The sequence below is a fragment of the Kosakonia cowanii JCM 10956 = DSM 18146 genome, from assembly GCF_001975225.1.
In the GTDB taxonomy this organism is placed as follows: Bacteria; Pseudomonadota; Gammaproteobacteria; order Enterobacterales; family Enterobacteriaceae; genus Kosakonia; species Kosakonia cowanii.
The window spans coordinates 870,136-894,893 of record NZ_CP019445.1 but is presented as its reverse complement, the minus strand read 5'-3'; the positions used below and the strand labels follow the sequence as shown (position 1 = coordinate 894,893).

Here is a 24,758-nt window from a genome sequence, read left to right as displayed (position 1 = left end):
TAACCACACTTCGGTGTGGTTATTTCGTCCCTTTCGGAGAAGAGTCGTGAAGCGACCTGGTATCATTTTGATTTGCCTGCTCCTTCAGGCATGTTCTGGCCCGATCAAAGGCCTCGGGAATTCACTCTGGAATAGCGTATTTGGCACGCCGGGCGTGCAGCTTACCGATGAAGATATCCGTAATATGCCCTACGCCAGCCAATATATGCGGCTTAATAACGGCCCGCAGCTGTTTGTGGTGCTGGCATTTGCCGAAAACGGCCAGCAAAAATGGGTGACGCAAGATCAGGCCGTCATCGTGACGCAAAACTATCGCATCGTAAAAACCCACCTTGGCACCGATAACCTGCTTGATGTCACCAACCTGGCGGCAGACCCGCTGGCGAAACCTAACCAAATTATCGACGGCACCAGCTGGACGCGCATGATGGGCTGGACCGAATACAAACAGGTGCGCTACGCCACTGCCCGCTCGGTGTTCCACTGGAATGGCACCGACACCGTGCAGCTGGGCAGCGACGAAACCCGCGTTCGCGTGCTGGACGAAGAGGTCACAACGGATCAAAAAAGCTGGCGCAACCGCTACTGGGTGGATGAGGACGGGGTGATCCGCCAGTCTGAACAGTATCTTGGCGCGGACTGGTTCCCGGTGAAAACCACGCTGATTAAGGCGGGCAAACAATGAAAACACGCGCGCTCCTTTTGATGCTTTCAAGCCTCGTCTCCCCGCTGGCGCTGGCGGCGGGCAACGTTGATGTTTACACCCCCGGCGACAGCAAACCGAAAACCTTAACCAATGCCGAACATCTGGTCGATCTGGTGGGCCAGCCGCGGCTGGCGAACAGCTGGTGGCCGGGTGCGGTGGTCAGCGAGCGCAGGGCGACCATTACCGAGCAGGCACGCCATCAGGCGCTACTGGCCCGGCTCACCACGCTCGCGTCAGAAGAGGGCGGTGACAGCGCGGCTGCTATTAACGGCTTGCGTCAGCAGTTGCAGGGAATCAAGGTCACCGGCAGGCAGCTTGTTGAACTCGATCCCGACTTTTTGCGCACGCACCGCCGCGCTAACCGGCCGCTGGAAGGCGACTACACCCTGTGGGTGGGACCGCAGCCGACCACCATTACCGTCGTCGGGCTGGTGAGCCGTCCGGGCAAAAAACCCTTTACGCCAGAGCGCGATGTGGTGAGCTACCTCGACGAGATGGATCTGTTGAGCGGCGCAGATCGCAGCTACGCCTGGGTGGTCTATCCCAACGGTAAAACGCAAAAGGTACCGGTGGCTTACTGGAACCGTCGTCACGTCGAGCCGATGCCCGGCAGCGTGATTTTCGTCGGTTTCGCACCGGGTTTGTGGAGCGATGAGAATGACAAGCTCAATGCCGACATTCTCCAGTCCCTGACGCATCGGATACCGGAATAATAATGAAAAAATCGTTTGTTATTAGCATATTGGCGCTTGGCGTGAGCGCCGCTTGTCACGCGGAGTCCTGGCCGGACCCGATCGGGCCTTCGCAGTCAGATTTCGGCGGCGTTGGCCTGTTGCAAACGCCCACCGCGCGTATGGCACCTGAGGGCGAACTGAGCCTCAACTACCGCGATAACGACCAGTATCGTTACTACTCAGGCTCGGTGCAGCTCTTCCCGTGGCTGGAAACTACACTGCGTTACACCGACGTGCGCACGCGCAAATACAGCTCGGTCGAAGCGTTCTCCGGCAACCAGACCTATAAAGATAAAGCGTTCGATCTGAAATTACGCCTATGGGAAGAGGGCTACTGGCTGCCGCAGGTCTCCGTCGGCGCGCGTGATATCGGCGGGACGGGGCTGTTCGATGGCGAATATCTGGTGGCGAACAAAGCCTGGGGGCCGTTTGATTTCTCCCTCGGTATTGGCTGGGGCTACCTGGGCACTAATGGCAACATTAAAAACCCGCTCTGTAGCTACAAGTCAGCCTATTGCGTGCGCGATACCCGCTATAAACAGGCCGGTTCAACGGATACTAGCCAGATGTTCCGTGGCCCGAGCGCGCTGTTCGGCGGCGTGGAGTACCAGACGCCGTGGAACCCGCTGCGCCTGAAGCTGGAGTATGACGGCAACAACTATCAGCAGGATTTTGCCGGCAAACTGCCGCAGCGCAGCAAAGTGAACGTCGGCGCGATCTATCGCGTGTCGGACTGGGCAGATATCAACCTGAGCTACGAGCGCGGCAACACCTGGATGTTCGGCTTCACCCTGCGTAATAACTTCAATAATTTGCGTCCGGCGTATAACGATAACCCACGGCCGAAGTATCAACCGCAGCCGCAGGATGCGATCCTGCAACACTCGGTGGTGGCGAATCAGCTTACGTTGCTGAAGTACAATGCCGGTCTTGCGGATCCGCAAATTCAGGTCAAGGGCGATACGCTCTATGTTACCGGCGAGCAGGTGAAATATCGTCATAACCAGGAAGGGGTTGAGCGCGCAAACCGTATCATCATGAATGATTTGCCGGACGGTATTCGCACCATCCGGGTGACGGAAAACCGTCTGCGTATGCCAGCCGTGACCACCGAAACGGATGTCGCCAGCCTGAAACGCCACCTTGAGGGCGAACCGCTGGGACAGGATACGGAGCTGGTGCAAAAACGCGTCACGCCAATCGTGCCGGATAAAACCGAGCAGGGCTGGTATATCGACCGCACGGCGTTCGACTTCCATCTCGATCCGGTGCTTAACCAGTCGCTCGGCGGGCCGGAAGGCTTCTACATGTATCAGCTGGGGATAATGGCGACCGCCGACTGGTGGGTCACCGACCATCTGCTGACCACCGGCAGCCTGTTCGGCAACATCTCCAATAACTATGACAAGTTTAACTACACCAACCCGCCGAAGGACTCCGCGCTGCCGCGCGTGCGTACCCGCGTGCGTGAATATGTGCAGAACGATGTCTATGTGAACAACCTGCAGGCCAACTACCTGCAGTACCTCGGCAATAATTTCTATGGCCAGGTCTATGGCGGTTATCTTGAGACCATGTACGGCGGCGCGGGTGCAGAGGTGCTGTGGCGTCCGGTCGACGGGCCGCTCGCCTTCGGGATTGACGCGAACTACGTGAAGCAGCGTGACTGGCGCAGCGCCCAGGACATGATGAAGTTCACCGATTACAGTGTGAAAACCGGGCACTTCACCGCCTACTGGACGCCGTGGTTTGCCGATAATGTACTGGTGAAAGCGAGCGCCGGGCAGTATCTGGCGGGCGATAAAGGGGTGACGCTGGAAGTGTCGAAACACTTCGACAGCGGTATCGTGGTCGGGGCGTATGCGACGAAAACCAACGTTTCCGCCGCGCAGTACGGCGAAGGGGATTTCACCAAAGGGGTGTATGTCTCTGTACCGCTGGATCTGTTCAGCGCCAGCCCGACCCGCAGCCGTGCCGCCATCGGCTGGACACCGCTGACGCGTGACGGCGGCCAGAAACTGGGCCGTAAGTTCGATCTCTACAGCCTGACCAGCGATAAGTCAGTTAACTTCCAGTAAGCAAACGCCCTTCTCACGCTGAGAAGGGCGCTGTTCTACAACCGGCGCAGCAGTCGCGCCGGGTTGCCCGCATAAACGCCTTTCACCGTAGTCGACTTTGTCACCACGCTGCCCGCGCCAATTACGCAGCCATCGCAAATCGAGACCGCCAGAATCGTCGCACCGCTGCCAATAGATACCCCATTGCCAATCGTAATCCGCCCCCAGTTTTCGCGATTTGGATCGGGTTTGCCGTCGCGGAACAGATCGTTGGCGAACATTACGCCATGGCCGATAAAGCAGCCTTCGCCAATGGTGACGTACTCACAAATAAAGGTGTGGGACTGGATCTTCGTGGCTTTGCCTATCTGCGTATTACCCTGTATTTCTACAAATGGGCCGACAAAAACCTCATCCGCCAGCGTGCAGTCATACAGATTGGCGGGCTCATAAATCACCACATTTTCACCGCAGGTCACGTTGCGAACGGCGGCGTGGCGAAGAGAGGCGGTGTGCATGATGGCTCCTTAAAGCGCTTTGCCGAAAATATGCAGCGTGCTTTGTTGCGAAGGTGTGGTGAAGAGGGCGCTCTTAATAAACGCGAACCCCTGGCGCTGATAGAAACGCTGCGCATGCGGGTTGGCATCCAGCACTTCCAGCCAGAAAAAGGTCTCGCCACGGCCTTGTGCCTCACGCGCTATCTCATTAATGAGATGCTCGCCGTAGCCTTTTCCCGTTTTGCCAGGCAAGAGATAGAGCTTATGCAGCAGCGTGCCGGCCGGGCTTTCATCGTCACTGGCGCAATGCCACGTGACTTTAGCAAAACCCACCGGATCGGCATCGCAGAGGATAAACCAGTTTCCCGCTTCGCTTTGCAGGCTCTGTTGCAGGGATGGCACAGCGTACTCTTGGTGCAGAAACGCCTCCAGTTCACTCTTCTCCTGCCATAAGTGCGCGAAATGGTGGGTGTAACTGGCATAGCCCATCTCGCTCAACAGCGCGGCATCTTCCACGCTCGCTTTACGTATCGTCATCATCGCTTATTACTCTCCCGCTTCGCTGGCTCAGCGATACATCTCATCACGGGCTGTCACATAATCTAAGTAAAAAAAGTAGATCAAGATCACATTTACGCGATATACAGAGGATCTTCTAACAATAATGAGGTGCTGTTATGTCGTCGCTTAATCACCCGCGGGTGGCGTTTGTTTCAACTATTTTGCAGGGCATACTCAGCCTGGGTCTGCTGGCGCTGGGTATTATCCTGATTGTTTTTTTGGGCAAAGAGACGCTGCATCTGGCCATTGCGCTCTTCGCGCCGGTACAAACCAGCAAATATGAGCTGGTCGAAGGGCTGGTGGTCTACTTCCTCTACTTCGAATTTATCGCCTTGATTGTGAAGTATTTTCAGTCCGGGCTTCACTTCCCGCTGCGCTACTTTGTCTATATCGGCATTACGGCGATTGTGCGGCTGATCATCATCGATCATCAGTCGCCGATGGATGTGCTGATCTACTCGGCGGCGATCTTGCTGCTGGTGATCACGCTGTGGATCTGTAACTCCCAGCGCCTGCGCCGCGAATAAAAAAGGCGGCCTGTTCAGGCCGCCGAAATTGAGGGTGCAGTGGCAATAACAACAAGGGTATGACAACGATGAAATTTAGCCCTTCACCCCGCCGGCCGTCAGGCCATTGACCAGCCAGCGCTGCGCCAGCAGGAACACCAGGGTAATCGGGATGGCGGAGAGCACCGCCGCGGCGGCGAAATCGCCCCATAAGTAGTTCTGCGGGTTGAGATACTGCTGCATCCCCACCGCCAGCGTGTAGCTATCGACATCGCGCAGCAGCAGCGAGGCGACCGGCACTTCGGTAATGGCCGCAATAAACGACAGAATAAACACCACCGCCAGAATCGGCACCGACAGCGGCAGCAGCACCAGGCGGAACGCCTGCCATGGGGTCGCGCCATCCAGCGAGGCGGCCTCTTCCAGCGAGCTGTCGATCGTTTCGAAATACCCCTTGATCGTCCAGACATGCAGTGCGATCCCACCGAGATAGGCGAAGATCACCCCACCGTGCGTATTCAGCCCGATAAACGGAATGTACTGGCCTAAACGATCAAATAGGGCATAGAGCGCCACCAGCGACAGCACCGCCGGGAACATCTGGAAAATCAGCATTCCTTTCAGCAGCGTCGCTTTACCGCGAAAACGCATACGGGCAAAGGCGTAGGCGCAGGTAGTGGAGAGCGCGACAATGCCGATGGCGGTAATCACGGCGATCTTCACCGAGTTCCACAGCCATAACAGCACCGGGAAGGGCGGCGGCGTCACGCGCCCATCGGCATGCTCAACGCTAAAGCCCAGCGCCAGCCGCCAGTGCTCCCAAGAGATGCGCTCCGGGATCAGGCTGCCGGTGGCGAAGTTGCCTTCACGCAGTGAAATGGCGATCACCATCAGCAGCGGGAACATAATCGCGGCGATAAACAGCAGCAGTAACGCATGGGTGAAAAAGAGCCGCAGCTTTTGCGATTTCGCCTGCACCATAGCCATAGTTTTCCTCCTCCTTAATCGAATTTCATGCGCGTGGCTTTCAGATTGACGATGGCCAGCGCGCCCACCAGCAGGAAGATCAGCGTGGCGATAGCCGCCGCAAGACCGAAGTCCTGGCCGCCGCCGCCTTCAAAGGCGATGCGGTAGGTGTAGCTCACCAGCAGGTCGGTATAGCCCGCCGGTGTGGTGGTGCCGATGCGATCCGGCCCGCCGTTGGTCAGCAGCTGGATCAGTACGAAGTTGTTAAAGTTAAAGGCAAAGCTGGCGATCATCAGCGGCGTCAGGGGCTTTATCAGCAGCGGGAAGGTGATGCGGAAAAAGTTCTGTAACGGCCCGGCGCCATCCATTGCCGAGGCTTCATAGAGATCTTCCGGGATCGCTTTCAGCAGGCCCATGCAGAGGATCATCATGTAGGGGTAGCCGAGCCAGGTGTTAACGATCACCACCATCGCGCGGGCGGTATTCGGATCGCTAAACCACGCCGGTTTAATGCCGAACAGCGCGCTCAGCATCATGTTGATCTCACCAAAGCTCTGGTTGAACAGCCCTTTAAAGATGAGGATCGAGATAAACGACGGCACGGCGTAAGGCAGGATCAGCAGCAGCCGGTAGACAGCCTTACCTTTTAACGACTCCCACTGCACGACGCAGGCCAGCACCATGCCGACCGCTACCGTCAGCACCACGGTGAGGATGGAGAAGATCACCGTCCAGATAAAAATCTCGATAAACGGTTTCTGAATACCTTCATCGGTAAAGACGCGGGTGAAGTTATCCCAGCCGATAGTGACGGTATAACCGGGGCTCAGTTTCTCACTGCCCCAGCTGCCGTCAGCGTTAAGCGCCTGGTAGAAGCCGGTCTGGTTGTTCGGGCGATACTTGATGCCGCTCTGGTTATTGAGCAGCGTGCCGTCCTGCTCAACCTGATAGAGCGGGCGGGTGCCGGAGAACTGGCGCAGCGAGCTCATCGCCACTTTGCTCTCATCCGGCAGTACCGCGGTGAGCTGGTTCAGCCCCTGGCGGTTTTGCGTAATCACACGCAGATTGGCGCGCTCGCCCGCAGGCAGCGCATCGACCTCTTTAACCTTCAGCTGCTGTTCGCCGCCGGGTTTAAAGGCGTCGGAGAGATAGTGTTTGCCGCTCTCGCCGTCCGTCAGCGCTAATTGCCACTTATCCCCGTCCGGATAGAGGCCGAAGTTATAGGCTTTGCCCGCCTGGTATGAGCGGTCGAGCAGCACCTGCTGCGCGCGCTCCTGGGTGAGCTGGTTAGTGCTGCTGTAGTTGGTAAAGGCGATGGCGATGGTGCAAATCAGCGGGAAGAGGACGAACAGCCCCATCCCCGCGAGACCCGGATAGACATAGCGCCAGGCGTACGCTTTACGATTGGCAAAAATGTAGAGGCCCGCCGAACTCAGCACGAGCGTGGTGATGGCAAAAAGGTATTCCCCCTGGGCATACATCATGACGACAAGGTAAGCCACCAGCAGCCCGATTACGGCGATGGCGGCCCATGCAACCTGCGAGCTTTGCCACCAGTGGCGTTTTCTTACAACATCCATGGGAGTGTCCTCTCTACACGCCCCTCTTCACGCCGCTTCGTTGTGAGCGAGGCAGCGTGAAATCTGGCGTGTATACAGCCTGTCCAGTTAGCCCTGCTCCGGGTGGAGCAGGGCCGTTACGTTCTTACTTGGTGATACGGCCCTGCGCATCTTTCAGTGCCGCATCTACGGTCTGGCGACCGGTCACGGCGTTAATCACCGCGGTACGGGTGGCGTACCAGAAGGCGGACATTTGCGGGATATTCGGCATGATTTCGCCGGTTTTGGCGTTCGCCATGGTGGCAGCGATGCGCGGATCTTTCGCTAACTGATCCTGATAGGATTTCAGTGCCACCGCGCCCAGCGGTTTGTCTTTGTTCACTTCCGCCAGGCCTTCATCGGTCAGCAGGTAGTTTTCAAGGAACTCTTTCGCCAGCTCTTTGTTCGGGCTGGCGGCGTTGATGCCTGCGCTCAGCACGCCAACGAAGGTTTTCGACGGTTTACCGTTGAAGGTCGGCAGCTGCGCGACGCCGTAGTTGATCTTGCTCTTGTCGATATTGGTCCACGCCCACGGCCCGTTGATGGTCATCGCCGTTTCGCCTTTGTTAAACGCGGCTTCGGCAATGGAGTAGTCGGTGTCTGCATTCATGTGCTTGTCTTTGATCAGTTTCACCAGGAAGCTGAGACCAGCTTTCGCGCCCGCGTTATCCACGCCGACATCTTTCACATCATATTTGCCGTTTTCATATTTAAAGGCGTAACCCCCATCGGCGGCAATCAGCGGCCAGGTGAAGTAGGGCTCTTGCAGGTTGAACATCAGCGCGCTCTTGCCTTTCGCCTTCAGCGCTTTATCCAGCGCCGGGATCTCTTCCCAGGTTTTCGGCGGGTTCGGCACTAAGTCTTTGTTATAAATCAGCGACAGGGATTCAACAGAAACCGGGTAGGCGATCAGCTTGCCGTTGTAGCGCACCGCGTCCCAGGTGAAGGGAACCAGCTTCTCCTGAAAGGCTTTGTCCGGCGTCACTTCTGCCAGCAGACCAGATTGTGCGTAGCCACCGAAACGGTCATGCGCCCAGAAGATGATATCCGGGCCGTCGCCGGTTGCCGCAACCTGCGGGAACTTCTCTTCCAGCTTGTCCGGATGCTCAACGGTCACTTTGATGCCGGTATCTTTCTCGAATTTTTTACCCACTTCGGCCAGGCCGTTATAGCCTTTGTCGCCATTGATCCAGATAACCAGCTTACCTTCTTCGATTTTGGCAAGGGCAGAGGCGGAGAACATCATCGTTGCCACTGCGGACAATGCGAGGATGCGTGCGCCTGTTTTGATTTTCATATATCCCGTCCTTTAGATGATGTGCTCATAAATACGCATAAGGTGGTTTGACGGGAGTAGTCTCCTTTTTTGGCAAGCGCTTCTCATCATCCCCACCCCTACGCCCCTGGGGTGATTTGTGTGATCTCTGTTACAGGGATTTTCGTTATGTGTCGCAGCGCACATAAAAATGCGCCGTTTTTTGCAAAGCCGGTCACGAATTTACCCGCCGCCCGCTCGCCGGGGGGGCAGAGCAGCGCGTCTCATCCTCCCATCTCCTCCCCCATAAAAAACGCAGGGGGTGGAGGATTCGCCGGAAAAATCCTTACGCCATAGTCAGGCCACTTTGAATGTATCCGTTGGTATCAGGTTGTAACGAAGGGAGATGGGGATGGCGAGCGTACAGCTGCGAAATGTCACGAAAGCCTGGGGCGATGTGGTGGTATCGAGAGATATCAGTCTGGACATTCACGAAGGTGAGTTCGTCGTGTTTGTCGGCCCGTCAGGCTGCGGTAAGTCAACGCTGCTGCGCATGATTGCCGGGCTGGAGACGATTACCAGCGGGGATCTGCTGATTGGCGATACCCGCATGAACGACGTGCCGCCCGCTGAGCGCGGTATCGGCATGGTGTTCCAGTCCTATGCGCTCTATCCACACCTGTCGGTGGCAGACAATATGTCATTCGGCCTTACGCTCGCGGGCGCGAAGAAAGATCTGATCAAATCGCGCGTCACCCAGGTCTCCGAAGTGCTGCAACTGGGGCACCTGCTGGAGCGTAAGCCGAAGGCGCTCTCCGGTGGTCAGCGTCAGCGCGTGGCAATTGGCCGTACGCTGGTGGCCGAGCCGCGCGTTTTTCTGCTCGATGAACCCCTCTCCAACCTTGATGCCGCGCTGCGCGTGCAGATGCGTATTGAGATCTCCCGTCTGCACAAGCGCCTGCGCCGCACGATGATTTACGTCACCCACGATCAGGTCGAAGCGATGACGCTGGCCGACAAAATCGTGGTGCTGGACGCCGGGCGCGTGGCGCAGGTCGGCAAGCCGCTCGAGCTTTATCACTACCCGGCAGATCGCTTTGTCGCCGGTTTTATCGGCTCGCCGAAGATGAACTTCCTGCCGGTAAAAGTGACCGCCACGGCGATTGAACAGGTGCAGGTTGAGCTGCCCAACCGCCAGCAGGTATGGCTGCCGGTCGACAGCGCCAACGTGCAGGTCGGCGCCAATATGTCGCTCGGCATTCGCCCGGAGCATCTGCTGCCCAGCGATATTGCCGATGTCACGCTCTCCGGCACTGTTCAGGTCGTCGAACAGCTCGGTCACGAAACACAGATTCATATCCAGATCCCCGCAATACGTCAGAACCTGGTCTACCGCCAGAACGACGTGGTGCTGGTAGAAGAGGGTGCCACATTCGCCATCGGCTTACCGCCGGAGCGTTGCCATCTGTTCCGTGAAGATGGCACCGCCTGCCGCCGGTTGCATAAAGAACCTGGCGTTTAAGCTACCCCACAAAGAGATTACACAAAGCCATTCGCATGATGTCGAGGCGGCAACGGCATGCACTTGTGAGCATACAAAGGTAGGCGAACGGGTGAATACGGCAGCCAACAAAGCGTTAGCCGGACGGGGGCGTGTAAAAAAAGAAAAGCAAGCTCTCAGGAGATAGAACGATGATTACTCTGCGCAAAGTTCCTCTGGCAATCGCCATTACGGCAGGCATTTTGTCTGCTCAGGCGGGCGCTGTTGATTTTAAAGGTTATGCACGTTCCGGCATTGGCTGGACCGGCAGCGGCGGCGAGCAGCAGTGCTTCCAGGCCACCGGTGCAGATGCCAAATACCGTCTCGGTAACGAATGCGAAACCTACGCTGAAATTAAATTAGGTCAGGAAGTGTGGAAAGACGCTGATAAAAGCTTCTATTTCGACTCCAACATCGCCTACAAAACCGCTCAGTTGAATGACTGGGAAGACAGCAACACGCCAGCCGTGCGTGAATTTAACGTCGTGGGTAAAAACCTGATCGACGCGCTGCCGGGCGCTAACATGTGGGCCGGTAAACGCTTCTATCAGCGTCATGACGTACATATGATCGACTTCTACTACTGGGATATCTCCGGCCCGGGCGCAGGTCTTGAAAACATTGACGTTGGCATCGGTAAACTCTCTCTGGCCGCGACCCGCTCCTCTGAATCCGGCGGCTCTTCTGCCTTCGGCGATCGCGATCCTACGACGGGTATCAGAACCTATAACAACGACGTGCCTAACGATGTGTTCGATGTGCGTTTAGCCGGTCTGCAAACCAACCCGGACGGTGTGCTGGAACTGGGCGTGGATTACGGCCATACCAATATTCCGGATGACTACTACCTGGAGCCAGGCGCCTCGAAAGATGGCTGGATGTTCACCGCTGAACATACCCAGAGCATGATGAAGGGCTACAACAAGTTCGTGGTGCAATATGCCACCAACTCAATGATTTCTCAGGGTAAAGGCCAGGCGCGTGGCGGCTCAGTGGATAACGACGGTCACCTGATCCGCGTGCTGGACCACGGTGCTATCAACCTCGCTGAGAAGTGGGACCTGATGTATGTCGGTATGTATCAGGATACCGATCGCGATAACAACCGCGGCAACACCTGGTACACCGTGGGCGTGCGTCCGATGTACAAATGGACGCCGATCATGAGCACCTTGATGGAAGTGGGCTACGACAATGTGAAGTCTCAGGAAACGGGCGATCGCAACAACCAGTACAAAATCACCCTCGCGCAACAGTGGCAGGCTGGCGACAGCATCTGGTCCCGCCCGGCGATCCGTGTGTTCGCCACCTACGCCAAGTGGGATGAAAAATGGGGTTACGTGAAGACCGATGCTGACGGTAGCACTTCTTCGTTTGCAGCCAGCAACGGCACGATAACACCGTTTGGCACCACCAGCCGTGGTGACAACGACGAGTGGACCTTCGGTGCGCAGATGGAAATCTGGTGGTAATCGAGTTTTACCCGCTGTAATGCATGAAAAGAGGGGCGTAAGCCCCTCAATTTTAGGTGAAGCGCGCTATTGCCTGGCTACCGCTCACAACGAAATTAAGGTGATAACAATGAAAATGAAAAAGAGTCTTCTCGCATTGTGCCTCACAGCTGGCCTGCTGGCTGCGCCCATGACCAGCTTCGCAGCGATTAACATCGTGCCGCAGGATCTCTCCGCCGCGCCTGCTATTCCTGCCTCTGCGCTTCAGCAGCTGCAGTGGACGCCGGTGAATGCGTCACAAACCGTCACTAACGATATCGCTGTTGCAGGACAGCGTCTGAATGTCAGCGGCATCAGCGGCCCGGTGATGGCCTATAGCGTGCCGGCCAATATCGGCGAACTGAATATTACGTTAAGCAGCAAAGTCAAAGATGAAAGCGTCTTCGCGCCGAACGTGTTGGTGCTGGACCAGAATCTATCGCCAGCAGCCTTTTTCCCCTCCAGCTTTTTTGCCTACCAGGAGCCGGGCGTGATGTCCGATAACCGCCTCGAAGGCACTATGAAACTGACGCCTGCGCTGGGTCAGCAAAAGCTCTACTTATTAGTGTTCACCACGGAAAAAGATCTGCGTCAGACCACGCAAATGGTTGACCCGGCGAAAGCTTACGCCAAAGGAAACGGTAACGCGGTGCCGGATATTCCGGATCCCATCGCCCGCCATGCCACCAGCGGCACACTGGCGCTGAAAGCCAGCACCTCTTCTGCGTCCAGCATTCTTGTCGGCCCGCTGTTTGGCTCCTCGGCGCCGAGTGCGGTGACGGTCGGCAACACCGCCGCACCTGCTTATAACACGCAGCCCGCACCTGCGCCGGTGGCTGCTCCTGCTCCGGCACCTGCCGCGAAAAGCGAGCCGATGCTCAATGATACCGAGAGCTACTTTAACCGGGCGATCAAACAGGCGGCTGAGAAGGGTGATATCGATAAAGCCCTGAAATTATTGAATGAAGCAGAGCGTCTCGGGTCGAAAACTGCCCGTGCCACTTTTATCAGCAGTGTAAAAGGCAAGGGGTAATCTCTCCCCACGTTGTTGATATTTGTAGTAACTGGTGCGTCGCCAGACGCACCTTTTTTTCCGCCGTGCGGGTGCGCTGTTGCGCAACTGTTGCACGGATGAAAAGCGAATAAACTTTCCCGCCACTCACTAATCGGTTCTGCGATACACTACTGCGACGTTATGTACCGGAGAGTATGGCATGTCACATCCTGCGCTTACGCAATTGCGTGCGCTGCGCTACCTGGACGCAATCCCCGCGCTGGAACCGCAACTGCTCGAGTGGCTGTTGCTGGAAGATTCCATGACCAAACGTTTTGAACAACAGGGCAAAAAGGTCACGGTTACGCTGATCCGCGAGGGGTTTGTCACGCCTGATGAGATCGCCGAAGAGCGCGATCATCTGCCTGATGAAGCCCGTTACTGGCTGCGGGAAATTCTGCTCTGCGCCGACGGAGAGCCCTGGCTTGCTGGTCGCACCGTGGTGCCCGAGTCAACACTGAGCGGCCCGGAACTGGCGCTGCAGAAGCTGGGGAGTACGCCGCTGGGGCGATATCTTTTCACCTCTTCTACACTTACGCGTGACTTTATTGATATTGGACGCCACGAGCAGTTATGGGGGCGGCGCTCCCGCCTGCGTCTCGGCGGTAAACCGCTGATGTTGACCGAACTGTTTCTGCCCGCGTCACCGCTGTACTAAGAGGAACTGAAAATGGAGTGGAGTCTCACGCCAACTAAACTGTTGGCCTTTCATCGGCTGATGCGTACGGACAAACCAATTGGTGCGCTGTTACTGCTGTGGCCGACGCTGTGGGCGCTGTGGGTGGCAACACCTGGCGTACCGCCGCTGTGGATTTTGTTAGTGTTTGTCGCCGGCGTCTGGCTGATGCGCGCGGCCGGCTGTGTGGTGAATGATTACGCCGATCGTAAATTTGATGGGCATGTAAAGCGCACCGCGAATCGTCCTTTACCGAGCGGCGCGGTGACGGAAAATGAGGCGCGCGGGCTGTTTATCATCCTTGTGCTGCTGGCTTTTGCGCTGGTGCTTACTCTCAATCTGATGACGATCCTGCTCTCGGTCGCTGCGCTGGGCCTGGCCTGGATCTACCCGTTTATGAAGCGCTATACGCATCTGCCGCAGGTGGTGCTGGGGGCGGCGTTTGGCTGGTCAATACCGATGGCATTTGCCGCTGTGAGCGAGTCCGTGCCGCTGAGCTGCTGGATTATGTTCTTCGCCAACATTCTGTGGGCGGTGGCCTATGACACCGAATATGCGATGGTCGATCGCGACGATGATGTGAAGATTGGCATTAAGTCGACGGCGATCCTCTTTGGGCGTCACGACAAGCTGATTATCGGCATTTTGCAGGTGCTGGTAATGGCGATGATGGCGGCAGTCGGCTGGCTGAACGGGCTGGGGTGGAGCTATTACGCCACCGTGCTGGTTGCCGGGGCGCTGTTTGTTTATCAGCAGGTGCTGATTGCAGGCCGCGAGCGCGATGCCTGTTTTAAAGCCTTTCTGAACAATAACTACGTTGGTCTGGTGCTGTTTCTGGGGCTGGCGGTGAGCTATCTGCACGTATAGCGCGGGTTTGTCGGGGTTGTGCGCTCGTGCGCTGGGTTGACGGGCTCGGGCGCTGAGTTGCCGGATGGCGGCTGCGCCTTATCCGGCCTACGGGTTCGGTGCCCCTGAAACCGCCCAGGCCGGATAAGCGTTTGCGCGCCATCCGGCAATGAGCATACCGTTCAGCATTATCACCCAGGCCGGATAAGCGTTTACGCGCCATCCGGCACTTCCGTTACTCCGCTTGCGTCGCACTCTCGATCGTTAAACGCACATCCGATGTCATCAGCTCCGCCAGCATCTGGTAAACGCCAAGCGTGCGCGCCGGATCGGCGTCGCCGGTATCACTGATATAACCCTCGTCGCGCAGCGTCAGCACCAGCGTGCTGAAGACCGCTTTATCGAAGAACTCCGGTGCGTTGATGCCATGCAGCACCGACAGACGTTGCGCCAGCGTACGGCTCTCTTTCTCCAGCGTACTGCGGTTCATCGCCGGATTGGCGCTCAGCAGCCAGAAGGTGATGGCATAACGCTGCAGCGTCTCGCGCGCGCCTGCGGCCAGCAGCTGCAGAGTGCGTGAGTGTGCCGGATTGATGCTCAGCAGATCCTCTTTCAGGGTAATCAGCCCCTGGCGCACCAGCTCCTGAATCAGCTTATCCAGCACCTCCGCCAGCTCTGCATTTTCCCAGCGCAGGAACAGCTCGGCCTTCAGCATCGGGTAGAGCAGTTCCACATGACGCAGAATTTCACCGCGTGAGATGGCACGATGCTGGGTGACAATCGCCGCGATCAGCGACGGCAACATCAGCATGTGCGCAATATTGTTGCGGTAATAGGTCATCAGCACCGCCTGCTCGCGCGGCAGGATGATGATATCGCCGATGGTGTCCTTCTCGACCTCAAACTTGTTCATCTGCAGCGCGTGAGCGATAAGCTCAGCGGCGCTGGCGGATGGTGCGGTGGAGTCCGGGGAGTAGGGCACATTGCGCATCAGCTCAAGGTAGCAGTCAAGCTGCTCGGTGAGCTGCTCGCGCGTCAATGAGCGCTGGCGCGAAGCCAGCAGCGCCGTACAGCAGAGGTTCATGGCGTTTGCCGCCCCGGCATTGTTGATGCGAACCATCAGATCGGCGGCGATGCTATTAACCGTCGGCGTCAGCCATGCCGGACGGATCGCTTCAATCGGATCGATCGATTCGCGCCACTCCGGTACATGGTGGTTCAGATAGTTCATCAGCGGGATTGGCTCGCCGAAGTTCACATAGCCCTGACCGAGGTTACGCAGCTTGCTGAGGCCGCGCACCATCTGCAGTAGGCTCTCTTTCTCTTTTGTCGCGCCGCGCAGCTCTTTGGCGTAGGTGCCGACCTCCATCACATGCTCGTAGCCGATATAGATAGGCACCAGCGTGATTGGGCGTGTGCCGCCGCGCAGCATCGCCTGGATAGTCATCGACAGGGTACCGGTTTTCGGATCGAGCAGACGCCCGGTGCGCGAGCGACCGCCCTCAACGAAATACTCCACCGAATAACCGCGGCTAAACAGCTCGCCCAGATATTCACGGAACACCGTCGAGTAGAGCTTGTTGCCTTTAAAGGTACGGCGAATAAAGAAGGCGCCAAGGCGGCGGAAAATCGGCCCGGCGGGCCAGAAGTTGAGGTTGATCCCGGCCGCAATATGCGGCGGCACCAGGCCCTGGTGGTAAAGCACGTAGGAGAGCAGTAGGTAGTCCATGTGGCTGCGGTGGCAGGGCACATAGACAATTTCATGGCCCTCGTGCGCCAGCTGGCGTACGCGCTCGGCGTTGTGCACGTTGATCCCCTGATAGAGCCGGTTCCACGTAAAGCCGAGGATACGGTCGGTCAGGCGAATCATCTCGTAAGAGAAGTTAGCGGCAATCTCTTCCATCAGCGCGATCGCGTTCTGCTGCGCCTTATCGTGGGAGATCTTTTTGCTGCGCGCTTCATCTTCCACCGCACGGGCAATCGCTTTCGACGATAGCAGCTTATTGAAGAGATCCTGACGCGCCGGCAGGCGTGGGCCAACGGCGGCCAGACGCTGACGGGCGAAGTGCATACGCGCCACGCGGGCCAGTTTCTGCGCGATGATCTTATCCGTACCATGTTCGGTCGCCATGCGGCGCAGCGAAACCGGCGGGGAGAAGCGCACAAAGCTGTCGCGGCCAAGCCACGAAACAGCGAAGAATTTCTGCACACCGTTGAGCATGCGCAACGGCGGGTTGATTTCACCCTTTTCACGCCCCGGCGAGCGGCCAAACATCACCGATACCGGCACCATCTGCACATCCAGATCGGGATGGCTGCGGTGTAAATCCAGATAGTCGTGGAACAGTTTGATCGACTCTTCTTTCGGCGTGTAATAGGTGAATACGCGCGGGCCGCCGTGAATAAACACGTAGCGTGGCAGCAGCGCGCCATCGATCTCCAGCGGTTCGAGGGGATCGGGTAATTCATGCGCCAGGCACTGCTCGCGCAAGGTCATTAAGTCAGCCTTTGAGTTGTAAGGCAGCACGTACATAATAGGACGTGATGTGTCGAGCCCCAGTTCCTGTGCAGGTTCTGCGGGGATCGATTTACTTTTTACCAGCACGCTTAATGGTAAGTTCAGTAATTTGTAGTAAATTCGTGGCCAGCCGGACATAAAGGGTGTAAAGCCTCTGGTTATTAATAGTGCCATTGCGCCGCAAGAATATCAGAAAGCACGCATAATTTCTGTGGTACCGCTGCGTGTACCACTACTCATTGACGCTTAATAGTTAAAAAGGTTCTTTTCATGGCCAATAATACCACCGGTTTTACCCGGATCATTAAAGCCGCAGGATATTCGTGGAAAGGCGTACGCGCAGCCTGGATTAATGAAGCTGCATTTCGCCAGGAGGGCGTAGCCGTTGTTCTGGCTATTATTATCGCTGCATTTTTGGATATTGATGTCATCACGCGCGTCCTGCTTATTGGCTCGGTCACGCTGGTGATGATTGTCGAAATCCTCAACAGCGCTATCGAAGCGGTTGTAGACCGTATCGGGTCTGAATTCCATGAGCTTTCCGGCCGGGCAAAAGATATGGGATCGGCGGCGGTGCTGATGACAATCTTACTGGCGGTCTTTACCTGGGTCTCGCTTCTTTGGTCACATTTTCGATAGCGTTTCCATAATTCTATAACACTCTGGATTTTTGCTTAAATGTGGTTTCAAAATCGCCGTTGACTGTATATACTCACAGCATAACTGTATATACACCCAGGGGGCGGGATGAAAGCATTAACGGCCAGGCAGCAAGAGGTGTTCGATCTGATTCGCGATCGCATCACCCAAACCGGTATGCCACCGACGCGTGCGGAAATCGCACAGCAATTGGGGTTCCGTTCCCCAAATGCAGCCGAAGAACACCTTAAAGCGCTGGCGCGCAAAGGGGTGATCGAAATCGTATCTGGTGCATCGCGCGGTCTCCGCCTGCTGCTGGAAGAAGAGAACGATATTGGTCTTCCGCTGATTGGTCGCGTCGCTGCGGGTGAGCCGCTGCTGGCGCAACAGCATATCGAAAGCCACTATCAGGTCGATCCGAATCTCTTTAAACCGCATGCGGACTTCCTGCTGCGCGTTAGCGGGATGTCGATGAAAGATATCGGTATTATGGACGGCGATCTGCTGGCGGTGCATAAAACCCAGGATGCGCGTAACGGCCAGGTGATCGTCGCCCGTATCGAAGATGAAGTAACGGTGAAGCGCCTGAAAAAACATGGCAACACCGTTGAACTGTTGGCGGAAAACAGCGACTTCTCTCCGATTGTTGTTGATCTGCGTAAACAGAACTTCACCATTGAAGGGCTGGCAGTTGGCGTGATCCGTAACGGTGAATGGCTGTAACGCCTCTTTTCTCTGCTGTGGCGCCCGTTTAGCGCCGCAGCGCCACGCTTCCTCTTTTTAACGACGCTTACGCTATGCCGCTGTTAACCGCATCCGACAAAGCTTTGTGGCGGCTTGCGCTGCCGATGATTTTATCGAATATCACCGTTCCGCTGCTGGGCTTAGTTGATACGGCAGTGATTGGTCATCTGGATAGCCCCGTCTACCTTGGCGGCGTGGCGATTGGCGCAACGGCAACCAGCTTCCTCTTTATGCTGCTGCTGTTTCTGCGTATGAGCACCACCGGGCTGACCGCCCAGGCATTTGGTGCAAAAAATCCCTCTGCACTCTCACGTGCGCTTGTCCAGCCTCTGCTGCTGGCGCTCGGCGCAGGTATCGTCATTGCGCTGCTGCGTACGCCGCTTATCGACCTGGCGCTGCATATTACCGGCGGCAGCGAGGCAGTGCTGGAGCAGGCGCGGCGCTTCCTTGCCATTCGCTGGCTGAGCGCACCCGCCTCGCTGGGCAATATGGTGCTGCTTGGCTGGCTGCTCGGCGTGCAGTATGCCCGCGCACCGGTGATACTGCTGGTGGTCGGCAATCTCTTCAATATCGTTCTCGACCTCTGGCTGGTGATGGGCCTGCATATGAATGTGCAGGGCGCTGCGCTCGCGACGGTTATCGCGGAATATGTCACCTTCTTTATCGGCTTGCTGATGGTGCGGCAGGTTTTACGCCGGCAGGCTATCTCTCTTTCGATGCTGAAATCCGCCTGGCGCGGCGGCGTTCGCCGTTTGCTGGCGCTCAATCGCGATATCATGCTGCGCTCGCTGCTGCTGCAACTCTGCTTTGGCTCCATCACCGTGCTGGGTGCTCGTCTCGGCAGCGAAACGGTCGCCGCCAACGCGGTGCTGATGATGTTCCTCACCTTTACCGCCTATGCGCTTGACGGCTTTGCCTATGCCGTCGAAGCCCACTCCGGTCAGGCTTACGGCGCGCGCGATGGTAGCCAGTTGCTGCACGTCTGGCGCGCGGCCTGCCGGCAGGCAGGGTTTGTGGCCCTCGCCTTTGCCCTTGTCTACGCGCTGGCAGGAAGCACGCTTATTGCGCTGCTGACCTCCATTCCTGAACTGCAGGCGGTTGCCGGACACTATCTTATCTGGCAGGTGGTATTGCCGCTGGTGGGGGTGTGGTGCTATTTGCTCGACGGCATGTTTGTGGGTGCGACGCGCGCGGCTGAAATGCGTAACAGTATGGCGGTTGCCGCTGCCGGTTTTGGCCTGACCCTGCTGACGGTGCCGTGGTTTGGCAACCACGGTTTATGGCTCTCTCTGGCGGTTTTCCTGGCGCTGCGTGGTATCACGCTGGCGCTGATCTGGCGTCATCACTGGCGCAACGGCAGCTGGTTTGCCAATGCCGACAATGCATGAGGATCTGCGGCTTCGTCTGGCGTGTATGGTTAAAGATTCCGAATAAAAAACCGAACGCCGAATCCTTATCTACAATAATTAATACGTTCAGCACGCAAGAACGTCATTTTAACCGAACGATAAGGAGTCAATTATGAACAAAGACGAAGTCGGCGGTAACTGGAAACAGTTTAAAGGTACTGTTAAAGAGAAATGGGGCAAATTGACCGATGACGATATGACCGTCATCGAAGGTAAACGTGACCAGCTGGTAGGTAAAATCCAGGAGCGTTACGGTTACGCGAAAGACGAAGCGGAGAAGGAAGTTACAGATTGGGAATCACGTAACGAATACCGCTGGTAGCCAACACTTCCCCCTCAAGTGTATTAACCCTCACAGGCTACCCTGCCCGTAGGTACAAGGATGTACCTCCCTAATCTCCAATCCCTTCATCTTTCACGTTTTATCTGCGTTGGCTGCACTCGCTCACATGAGTCACATACTTTCGTATTCTTCCCATGATTCGCGCGCTTGCCGAATCCCTTCATCTTTCACGTTTTATCTGCGTTGGCTGCACTTGCTCACATGAGTCACATACTTTCGTATGCTCCCCATGATTCGCGCGCTTGCCGCCTTGCTAAAACGCGAAATATTTTGGGATTACTATCTGAAATAGAAACAGAAACAGAAACAGAAACAGAAACAGAAACAGAAACAGAAACAGAAACAGAAACAGAAACAGAAATTTTAACGCGGTTTTTTCTTCACCTGCAGGCTGTGATCGTGCTGGCAATGGTCGTGATGACGGCAGGCTTCGACCTCGACGCAGGCCGCGCATAAGCCGTGGGCTTCAATCACATTGTGGCGCAGGGCAAAGCCCATCTTCGCCGCCAGCGCATGCATAATATCTTCCACCCCTTCCGCCTGCTCCTCTTTAACCGCGCCGCAGCGGTCGCAGATAAACATCGCAGAGGTGTGCGTCGGCTGATCAAAGAGATGGCACAGCACATAGCTGTTGGTGGACTCCACCTTATGCACAAAACCCTGCTCCAGCAGAAAATCGAGCGCGCGGTAAACCGTGGGCGGCTTCGCCTGCGGTTCGCTCTCCCGCAGTAGGTCGAGCAGATCGTAGGCGCTGATGGCGCTCTTTTGCAGGCTCAGCAAACGTAAAACTTCCAGACGCTGTGGAGTCAGGCGCACGTTGCGCTGCGCGCACAGCTTTTCAGCCTGCACTAACATCTCTTGCGAAGTGGTCTTATCCATTGGCGCTCTCGGGTTGGTGAAAAGATGAAGCTTCACACTTTACCATGTCCTGCCGGAAACGCCGAGACCGCCAACTTTAAAGACACTTTCGGAACTTTCCTTCCCGAAATGATTTTCCTCTTCTATAAATAGTGAGTGCCATCACTATAAATATGATCCGACCGCCCTGGAGCGTTCGGAAGAGGTAGTGCCTTTTTCTACTGTTATTCACAGCAATATAAATTCCTGTTTGTGCGCAAACTAACAGGCTTAAATACTCATCTGGCTACGAGAACATACTGTGAAAATAAATGCGAAACTTTCGGTGGTCGCTATTGGTGTCTCCTTTTTTATGGCAAATCAGGCGGGAGCAGCCAATACATGGGCAGAGGCGCGTAACGATGCAATGGGTGGAACGGGCGTCGCATCGGCAAATTATGGCAGTGGAGCATTAATCAACCCGGCGTTGCTGGCGAAAGGTCAGCCGGAAGATGATGTCACCGTGATCCTGCCAAGCGTACAGGCACAAATTTCAGATAAGGATAATCTGCGCGACGAAATTGACTACATCAATGACAAAGTCGATCAATATAAAGATGTCGTCGATAATCTGACGGCAATAGACATTATTACCAACCCTTTCGGCACCGTCGATCAGTTCCAGAACGCGGCCAAAGATTTAGGTGACGAGCTGGTTAAATTGCGTGGTAAAACTGCGCAGGCTAAAGCGGCAGCCGGTATTGCGGTCAGCATCCCTAACGATGTGCTCTCTGCGGCTTTCGTCACCAAAGCCTACGCCCACGCGCGCGTTAGCTCCAATATCGATCAGCAGGATATTGATTACCTGCGCAGCATTCAGAACAGCGATGCCGTTGCGGTGCGTGAAGCACTGGGCGCGGCGCTCTCGCCAAACGGCAGCGATGAGATCACCCGTAACCTGAACTCCACCGCTTCCGGACGTGGCGCGATTGTCACCGACTTTGGCGTGGCGCTGGCACATCAGTTTGACGCGGGCGGCATTCCGCTCTCCGTTGGCGTAACGCCGAAGCTGCAAAAGGTGTGGGTCTACAACTACACGGCGTCGATTTATGACTACGACAGCAGTGACTGGAACAGCAGCCGCTACCGCCGCGATGACACCGGCTTCAACGTTGACGTTGGCCTCGCCGCCGACCTCAATGAAAACGTGACGCTTGGCTTAACCGGCCAGAACCTCATCTCGCGTAATATCGACACCCAGGATGCCATTATTCGTAACGGCAGAACGGGCGAAGTGCGCAACTACAAAGATACCTACCAGATTAGCCCGATCGTCACAGCCGGTGCCGCATGGCATAACGAGCTGGTAACGCTGAGCGCTGACGGCGATCTGACTGAAACCAAAGGATTTAAGAGCGAGAAGAACTCGCAGTATGTTGGCGTCGGGGCAGAAGTCCGTCCGCTTAACTGGCTGGCAGTACGTGCCGGTTACCGCGCTGATGTGAAGGGCGATGACAAAGATGTCTTCACCGCCGGTGTTGGCTTCTCGCCGTTCAACCGCGTTCATCTCGATCTGATGGGGCTGGTGGGCGAAGACGAAACCTGGGGTGCCGGCGCGCAGCTTAGCCTGACATTCTAAGGATTAACCGGAGGCGCTACGCCTCCGGTTTTCTACTGCGGTTACTGCTTGTTATGAATGGCAAAGCTGGTCATCAGGTTGCGGTAATCGGGAATATGGTTAGCGAAGAGCGTCCCCAGCCCTTCAACATCATTGCGCCAGTCGCGATGTAATTCACAGGCGACACCAAACCAGGTCATCAACTGCGCGCCAGCCTGCGACATGCGATTCCATGCCGAATGACGCGTAATCTCGTCGAATGTTCCTGACGCATCGGTCACCACAAACACTTCAAATCCCTCTTCCAGCGCCGATAAAGCAGGAAAAGCGACGCACACTTCCGTCACCACACCGGCAATAATCAGCTGCTTTTTGCCTGTGGCTTTAACGGCATTCACAAAATCTTCGTTATCCCAGGCATTGATATTGCCCGGGCGCGCAATGTAAGGCGCATCGGGAAATTGCGCCTTTAGTTCAGGAACGAGTGGGCCATTTGGCCCGGTTTCGAAACTGGTGGTCAAAATGGTGGGAAGCTTAAAATATTTTGCGAGATCGCCTAATGCCAGCACGTTGTTTTTGAATTTGTCGGGATCGATATCCCGCACCAGAGAGAGTAAGCCTGCCTGATGATCAACAAGCAGTACCGCAGCATTATCTTTATCAAGGCGAACATAAGGTGTGGTCATGTTTCAGCTCCTGTCACCCGCAGAGGTGAAGTGAATAGTGCGATTTATTGGAATAGAACTACGCTGACTAACAAAAATGATAGGTCATGGTTAAGTTTTGACCAGCGTGACGGCGCGGGCCTGTTTGCGGATGCGGGCCGCACGCCATCGGATTTAACGCATTTCTCTGTGCTAGAATGGCCGCCCGCGATTTCTGGAGTCGGTTTTTTGCCCGCGCCTGAGGTGGGAGCGATAACGAGAGATTGATTTTAATTGCCCAAAATATGCACGGTAATCCTGATATGACAAACACCCCTCAAACCTGCGTAACGTCCGCCGATTCGGCTTCTCACTGGCCCGGCCGATTCTCGGTTGCCCCGATGCTCGACTGGACGGACAGGCACTGCCGCTACTTCCTGCGTCTGCTGTCGCGCCACACGCTGCTCTATACCGAGATGGTGACTACCGGGGCGATTATTCATGGCAAAGGCGATTACCTGGCGTACAGCGACGAGGAGCATCCGGTGGCGTTGCAGCTTGGCGGCAGCGATCCGGCGCAGCTGGCTCACTGTGCGAAGCTTGCTGAAGCGCGCGGCTATGATGAAATCAACCTTAACGTCGGCTGCCCCTCTGACCGCGTGCAGAATGGCCGTTTCGGCGCTTGCCTGATGGGTGAAGCGCAACTGGTGGCGGACTGCATTAAAGCGATGCGCGATGTCGTCTCTATTCCGGTCACGGTCAAAACCCGTATCGGCATTGATGAGCAGGACAGCTATGAATTTCTCTGCGACTTTATTGGCACCGTAGCCGGTAAAGGCGAGTGCGAAAGCTTCACGATCCACGCCCGCAAAGCCTGGCTTTCTGGCCTTAGCCCGAAAGAGAACCGTGAAATTCCGCCGCTCGATTACCCGCGCGTCTATCAGCTAAAACGCGATTTCCCGCACCTGATGATGTCGATCAACGGCGGCATCAAATCGCTGGAAGAGGCGAAAGCGCATCTTGAACATATGGATGGCGTGATGGTCGGGCGCGAAGCCTACCAGAACCCCGGCATCCTCGCCTCGGTGGACAGAGAGATTTTCGGCGTTGATACGCCGGATGCCGACCCGGTGGCGGTGGTGCGCGCGATGTACCCCTATATTGAGCGCGAACTGAGCCAGGGGGCTTATCTCGGCCATATCACACGCCATATGCTGGGCCTGTTCCAGGGCGTGCCGGGCGCGCGTCAGTGGCGTCGTTACCTGAGTGAAAATGCGCACAAAGCGGGGGCAGATATCAATGTGGTGGAACACGCCCTCAATCTGGTGGCGTCGAAACGCTAAGGCGTGCAGATTTATTGCGCAATCGTAGGATCGGTTAGCAAAGGAGTGAGCGCTTCGTCACATCCTTGAAACATTTCCCCGTGCAGCCTGGTGAAGCAAATAGGATTTAGCGCGTAAATCTGTCACTATTCCGGCGTAACGAATTCATCGCGCTGTACCCTACAATACAGCCGAACT

At 56.2% G+C, this 24,758-nt stretch carries 23 protein-coding genes; 15 read left to right on the top strand and 8 right to left on the bottom strand.

Translation table 11 applies throughout. From position 1 onward, the window contains the following. The first annotated feature begins 46 nt into the window (after positions 1-46). The 3 genes from BWI95_RS04130 to BWI95_RS04120 are packed head-to-tail and all read left to right on the top strand — an operon-like array spanning position 47 to position 3,518. Positions 47-685: a YjbF family lipoprotein gene (locus BWI95_RS04130; RefSeq protein WP_023478525.1), complete on the top strand. Its 639-nt coding sequence runs from the start codon at positions 47-49 to the stop codon at positions 683-685. Beyond that, the gene (locus BWI95_RS04125) at positions 682-1,419 is read left to right on the top strand and encodes a capsule biosynthesis GfcC family protein (protein WP_076769056.1); all 738 of its coding nucleotides are present in this window, start codon (positions 682-684) and stop codon (positions 1,417-1,419) included. The genes BWI95_RS04130 and BWI95_RS04125 overlap by 4 nt, the downstream gene beginning before the upstream one ends. A gap of 2 nt (positions 1,420-1,421) precedes the next feature. Further along, positions 1,422-3,518 (top strand): YjbH domain-containing protein, encoded by a 2,097-nt coding sequence (locus BWI95_RS04120; RefSeq protein WP_076769055.1) that lies wholly within the window; start codon positions 1,422-1,424, stop codon positions 3,516-3,518. A 35-nt stretch (positions 3,519-3,553) separates the two neighbouring features. On the opposite strand, the gene BWI95_RS04115 is transcribed toward BWI95_RS04120, so the two are convergent. Both BWI95_RS04115 and BWI95_RS04110 read right to left on the bottom strand, forming a co-directional pair. Further along, complete coding sequence (locus BWI95_RS04115; RefSeq protein ID WP_054804249.1) at positions 3,554-4,015, bottom strand: acyltransferase; 462 nt, start codon at positions 4,013-4,015, stop codon at positions 3,554-3,556. A 9-nt stretch (positions 4,016-4,024) separates the two neighbouring features. Continuing rightward, positions 4,025-4,534: a GNAT family N-acetyltransferase gene (locus BWI95_RS04110; protein WP_076769054.1), complete on the bottom strand. Its 510-nt coding sequence runs from the start codon at positions 4,532-4,534 to the stop codon at positions 4,025-4,027. Positions 4,535-4,671: 137 nt separating this feature from the next. On the opposite strand from BWI95_RS04110, the gene psiE reads away from it, so the two are divergent. Next, complete coding sequence (gene psiE / locus BWI95_RS04105) at positions 4,672-5,082, top strand: phosphate-starvation-inducible protein PsiE (RefSeq protein WP_023478361.1); 411 nt, start codon at positions 4,672-4,674, stop codon at positions 5,080-5,082. A 75-nt stretch (positions 5,083-5,157) separates the two neighbouring features. Here psiE and malG read toward each other — a convergent pair whose 3' ends face one another. From malG to malE, 3 genes are all read right to left on the bottom strand, one after another. Next, entirely contained in the window at positions 5,158-6,048 is an 891-nt protein-coding gene (malG, locus tag BWI95_RS04100; protein ID WP_023478487.1) for a maltose ABC transporter permease MalG, read from the bottom strand. 14 nt (positions 6,049-6,062) lie between these two features. Further along, on the bottom strand, positions 6,063-7,607 hold the full coding sequence (malF, locus tag BWI95_RS04095) for a maltose ABC transporter permease MalF (protein WP_076769053.1): 1,545 nt from the start codon (positions 7,605-7,607) through the stop codon (positions 6,063-6,065). 124 nt (positions 7,608-7,731) lie between these two features. Beyond that, positions 7,732-8,922, bottom strand: coding sequence for a maltose/maltodextrin ABC transporter substrate-binding protein MalE (malE, locus tag BWI95_RS04090; RefSeq protein ID WP_076769052.1), 1,191 nt, complete (start codon positions 8,920-8,922; stop codon positions 7,732-7,734). 370 nt (positions 8,923-9,292) lie between these two features. On the opposite strand from malE, the gene malK reads away from it, so the two are divergent. The 5 genes from malK (at position 9,293) to ubiA (ending at position 14,507) form a co-directional block, all read left to right on the top strand. Then, entirely contained in the window at positions 9,293-10,402 is a 1,110-nt protein-coding gene (gene malK / locus BWI95_RS04080) for a maltose/maltodextrin ABC transporter ATP-binding protein MalK (RefSeq protein ID WP_023478364.1), read from the top strand. A gap of 170 nt (positions 10,403-10,572) precedes the next feature. Beyond that, positions 10,573-11,892, top strand: a complete 1,320-nt coding sequence (locus BWI95_RS04075; protein ID WP_054804250.1) for a maltoporin — start codon at positions 10,573-10,575, stop codon at positions 11,890-11,892. A 109-nt stretch (positions 11,893-12,001) separates the two neighbouring features. After that, positions 12,002-12,943, top strand: a complete 942-nt coding sequence (gene malM / locus BWI95_RS04070; RefSeq protein WP_054804251.1) for a maltose operon protein MalM — start codon at positions 12,002-12,004, stop codon at positions 12,941-12,943. Between the two features lie 181 nt (positions 12,944-13,124). Beyond that, entirely contained in the window at positions 13,125-13,622 is a 498-nt protein-coding gene (gene ubiC / locus BWI95_RS04065) for a chorismate lyase (RefSeq protein WP_054804252.1), read from the top strand. Positions 13,623-13,634: 12 nt separating this feature from the next. Further along, on the top strand, positions 13,635-14,507 hold the full coding sequence (ubiA, locus tag BWI95_RS04060) for a 4-hydroxybenzoate octaprenyltransferase (RefSeq protein ID WP_054804253.1): 873 nt from the start codon (positions 13,635-13,637) through the stop codon (positions 14,505-14,507). Positions 14,508-14,721: 214 nt separating this feature from the next. Here ubiA and plsB read toward each other — a convergent pair whose 3' ends face one another. Then, positions 14,722-17,142, bottom strand: coding sequence for a glycerol-3-phosphate 1-O-acyltransferase PlsB (gene plsB / locus BWI95_RS04055; protein WP_076769051.1), 2,421 nt, complete (start codon positions 17,140-17,142; stop codon positions 14,722-14,724). Positions 17,143-17,274: 132 nt separating this feature from the next. On the opposite strand from plsB, the gene BWI95_RS04050 reads away from it, so the two are divergent. From BWI95_RS04050 to BWI95_RS04035, 4 genes are all read left to right on the top strand, one after another. Beyond that, on the top strand, positions 17,275-17,643 hold the full coding sequence (locus tag BWI95_RS04050) for a diacylglycerol kinase (RefSeq protein ID WP_054804254.1): 369 nt from the start codon (positions 17,275-17,277) through the stop codon (positions 17,641-17,643). A 108-nt stretch (positions 17,644-17,751) separates the two neighbouring features. Next, complete coding sequence (gene lexA, locus BWI95_RS04045; protein WP_023478391.1) at positions 17,752-18,366, top strand: transcriptional repressor LexA; 615 nt, start codon at positions 17,752-17,754, stop codon at positions 18,364-18,366. Positions 18,367-18,440: 74 nt separating this feature from the next. Beyond that, positions 18,441-19,775 (top strand): MATE family efflux transporter DinF, encoded by a 1,335-nt coding sequence (gene dinF, locus BWI95_RS04040; RefSeq protein WP_076769050.1) that lies wholly within the window; start codon positions 18,441-18,443, stop codon positions 19,773-19,775. Positions 19,776-19,908: 133 nt separating this feature from the next. Continuing rightward, positions 19,909-20,118 carry a CsbD family protein gene (locus BWI95_RS04035; protein ID WP_042712644.1) on the top strand — a complete coding sequence of 70 codons (210 nt, stop codon included), beginning with the start codon at positions 19,909-19,911 and terminating at the stop codon, positions 20,116-20,118. Between the two features lie 384 nt (positions 20,119-20,502). On the opposite strand, the gene zur is transcribed toward BWI95_RS04035, so the two are convergent. Then, positions 20,503-21,018: a zinc uptake transcriptional repressor Zur gene (zur, locus tag BWI95_RS04025; protein ID WP_023478461.1), complete on the bottom strand. Its 516-nt coding sequence runs from the start codon at positions 21,016-21,018 to the stop codon at positions 20,503-20,505. Positions 21,019-21,349: 331 nt separating this feature from the next. Between zur and BWI95_RS04020 the strand changes: the two genes are divergently transcribed. After that, positions 21,350-22,615: a conjugal transfer protein TraF gene (locus BWI95_RS04020; RefSeq protein WP_083699447.1), complete on the top strand. Its 1,266-nt coding sequence runs from the start codon at positions 21,350-21,352 to the stop codon at positions 22,613-22,615. 41 nt (positions 22,616-22,656) lie between these two features. On the opposite strand, the gene ycaC is transcribed toward BWI95_RS04020, so the two are convergent. Further along, positions 22,657-23,280: an isochorismate family cysteine hydrolase YcaC gene (gene ycaC, locus BWI95_RS04015; protein ID WP_054804256.1), complete on the bottom strand. Its 624-nt coding sequence runs from the start codon at positions 23,278-23,280 to the stop codon at positions 22,657-22,659. Between the two features lie 263 nt (positions 23,281-23,543). Between ycaC and dusA the strand changes: the two genes are divergently transcribed. Beyond that, complete coding sequence (dusA, locus tag BWI95_RS04010; protein ID WP_369811773.1) at positions 23,544-24,581, top strand: tRNA dihydrouridine(20/20a) synthase DusA; 1,038 nt, start codon at positions 23,544-23,546, stop codon at positions 24,579-24,581. Positions 24,582-24,758 lie beyond the last annotated feature (177 nt).

Bases quoted from the DNA above. Each gene is read 5' to 3' on its own strand.
- psiE (WP_023478361.1), top strand. From the start codon at position 4,672: ATGTCGTCGCTTAATCACCCGCGGGTGGCGTTTGTTTCAACTATTTTG.
- malG (WP_023478487.1), bottom strand. From the start codon at position 6,048: ATGGCTATGGTGCAGGCGAAATCGCAAAAGCTGCGGCTCTTTTTCACC.
- BWI95_RS04125 (WP_076769056.1), top strand. From the start codon at position 682: ATGAAAACACGCGCGCTCCTTTTGATGCTTTCAAGCCTCGTCTCCCCG.
- BWI95_RS04115 (WP_054804249.1), bottom strand. From the start codon at position 4,015: ATGCACACCGCCTCTCTTCGCCACGCCGCCGTTCGCAACGTGACCTGC.
- dusA (WP_369811773.1), top strand. From the start codon at position 23,544: ATGCACGGTAATCCTGATATGACAAACACCCCTCAAACCTGCGTAACG.
- malE (WP_076769052.1), bottom strand. From the start codon at position 8,922: ATGAAAATCAAAACAGGCGCACGCATCCTCGCATTGTCCGCAGTGGCA.
- BWI95_RS04020 (WP_083699447.1), top strand. From the start codon at position 21,350: ATGGCAAATCAGGCGGGAGCAGCCAATACATGGGCAGAGGCGCGTAAC.
- BWI95_RS04120 (WP_076769055.1), top strand. From the start codon at position 1,422: ATGAAAAAATCGTTTGTTATTAGCATATTGGCGCTTGGCGTGAGCGCC.
- ycaC (WP_054804256.1), bottom strand. From the start codon at position 23,280: ATGACCACACCTTATGTTCGCCTTGATAAAGATAATGCTGCGGTACTG.
- malK (WP_023478364.1), top strand. From the start codon at position 9,293: ATGGCGAGCGTACAGCTGCGAAATGTCACGAAAGCCTGGGGCGATGTG.
- BWI95_RS04035 (WP_042712644.1), top strand. From the start codon at position 19,909: ATGAACAAAGACGAAGTCGGCGGTAACTGGAAACAGTTTAAAGGTACT.
- dinF (WP_076769050.1), top strand. From the start codon at position 18,441: ATGCCGCTGTTAACCGCATCCGACAAAGCTTTGTGGCGGCTTGCGCTG.
- BWI95_RS04050 (WP_054804254.1), top strand. From the start codon at position 17,275: ATGGCCAATAATACCACCGGTTTTACCCGGATCATTAAAGCCGCAGGA.
- plsB (WP_076769051.1), bottom strand. From the start codon at position 17,142: ATGTCCGGCTGGCCACGAATTTACTACAAATTACTGAACTTACCATTA.
- BWI95_RS04075 (WP_054804250.1), top strand. From the start codon at position 10,573: ATGATTACTCTGCGCAAAGTTCCTCTGGCAATCGCCATTACGGCAGGC.
- lexA (WP_023478391.1), top strand. From the start codon at position 17,752: ATGAAAGCATTAACGGCCAGGCAGCAAGAGGTGTTCGATCTGATTCGC.
- zur (WP_023478461.1), bottom strand. From the start codon at position 21,018: ATGGATAAGACCACTTCGCAAGAGATGTTAGTGCAGGCTGAAAAGCTG.
- ubiC (WP_054804252.1), top strand. From the start codon at position 13,125: ATGTCACATCCTGCGCTTACGCAATTGCGTGCGCTGCGCTACCTGGAC.
- malF (WP_076769053.1), bottom strand. From the start codon at position 7,607: ATGGATGTTGTAAGAAAACGCCACTGGTGGCAAAGCTCGCAGGTTGCA.
- ubiA (WP_054804253.1), top strand. From the start codon at position 13,635: ATGGAGTGGAGTCTCACGCCAACTAAACTGTTGGCCTTTCATCGGCTG.
- BWI95_RS04110 (WP_076769054.1), bottom strand. From the start codon at position 4,534: ATGATGACGATACGTAAAGCGAGCGTGGAAGATGCCGCGCTGTTGAGC.
- malM (WP_054804251.1), top strand. From the start codon at position 12,002: ATGAAAATGAAAAAGAGTCTTCTCGCATTGTGCCTCACAGCTGGCCTG.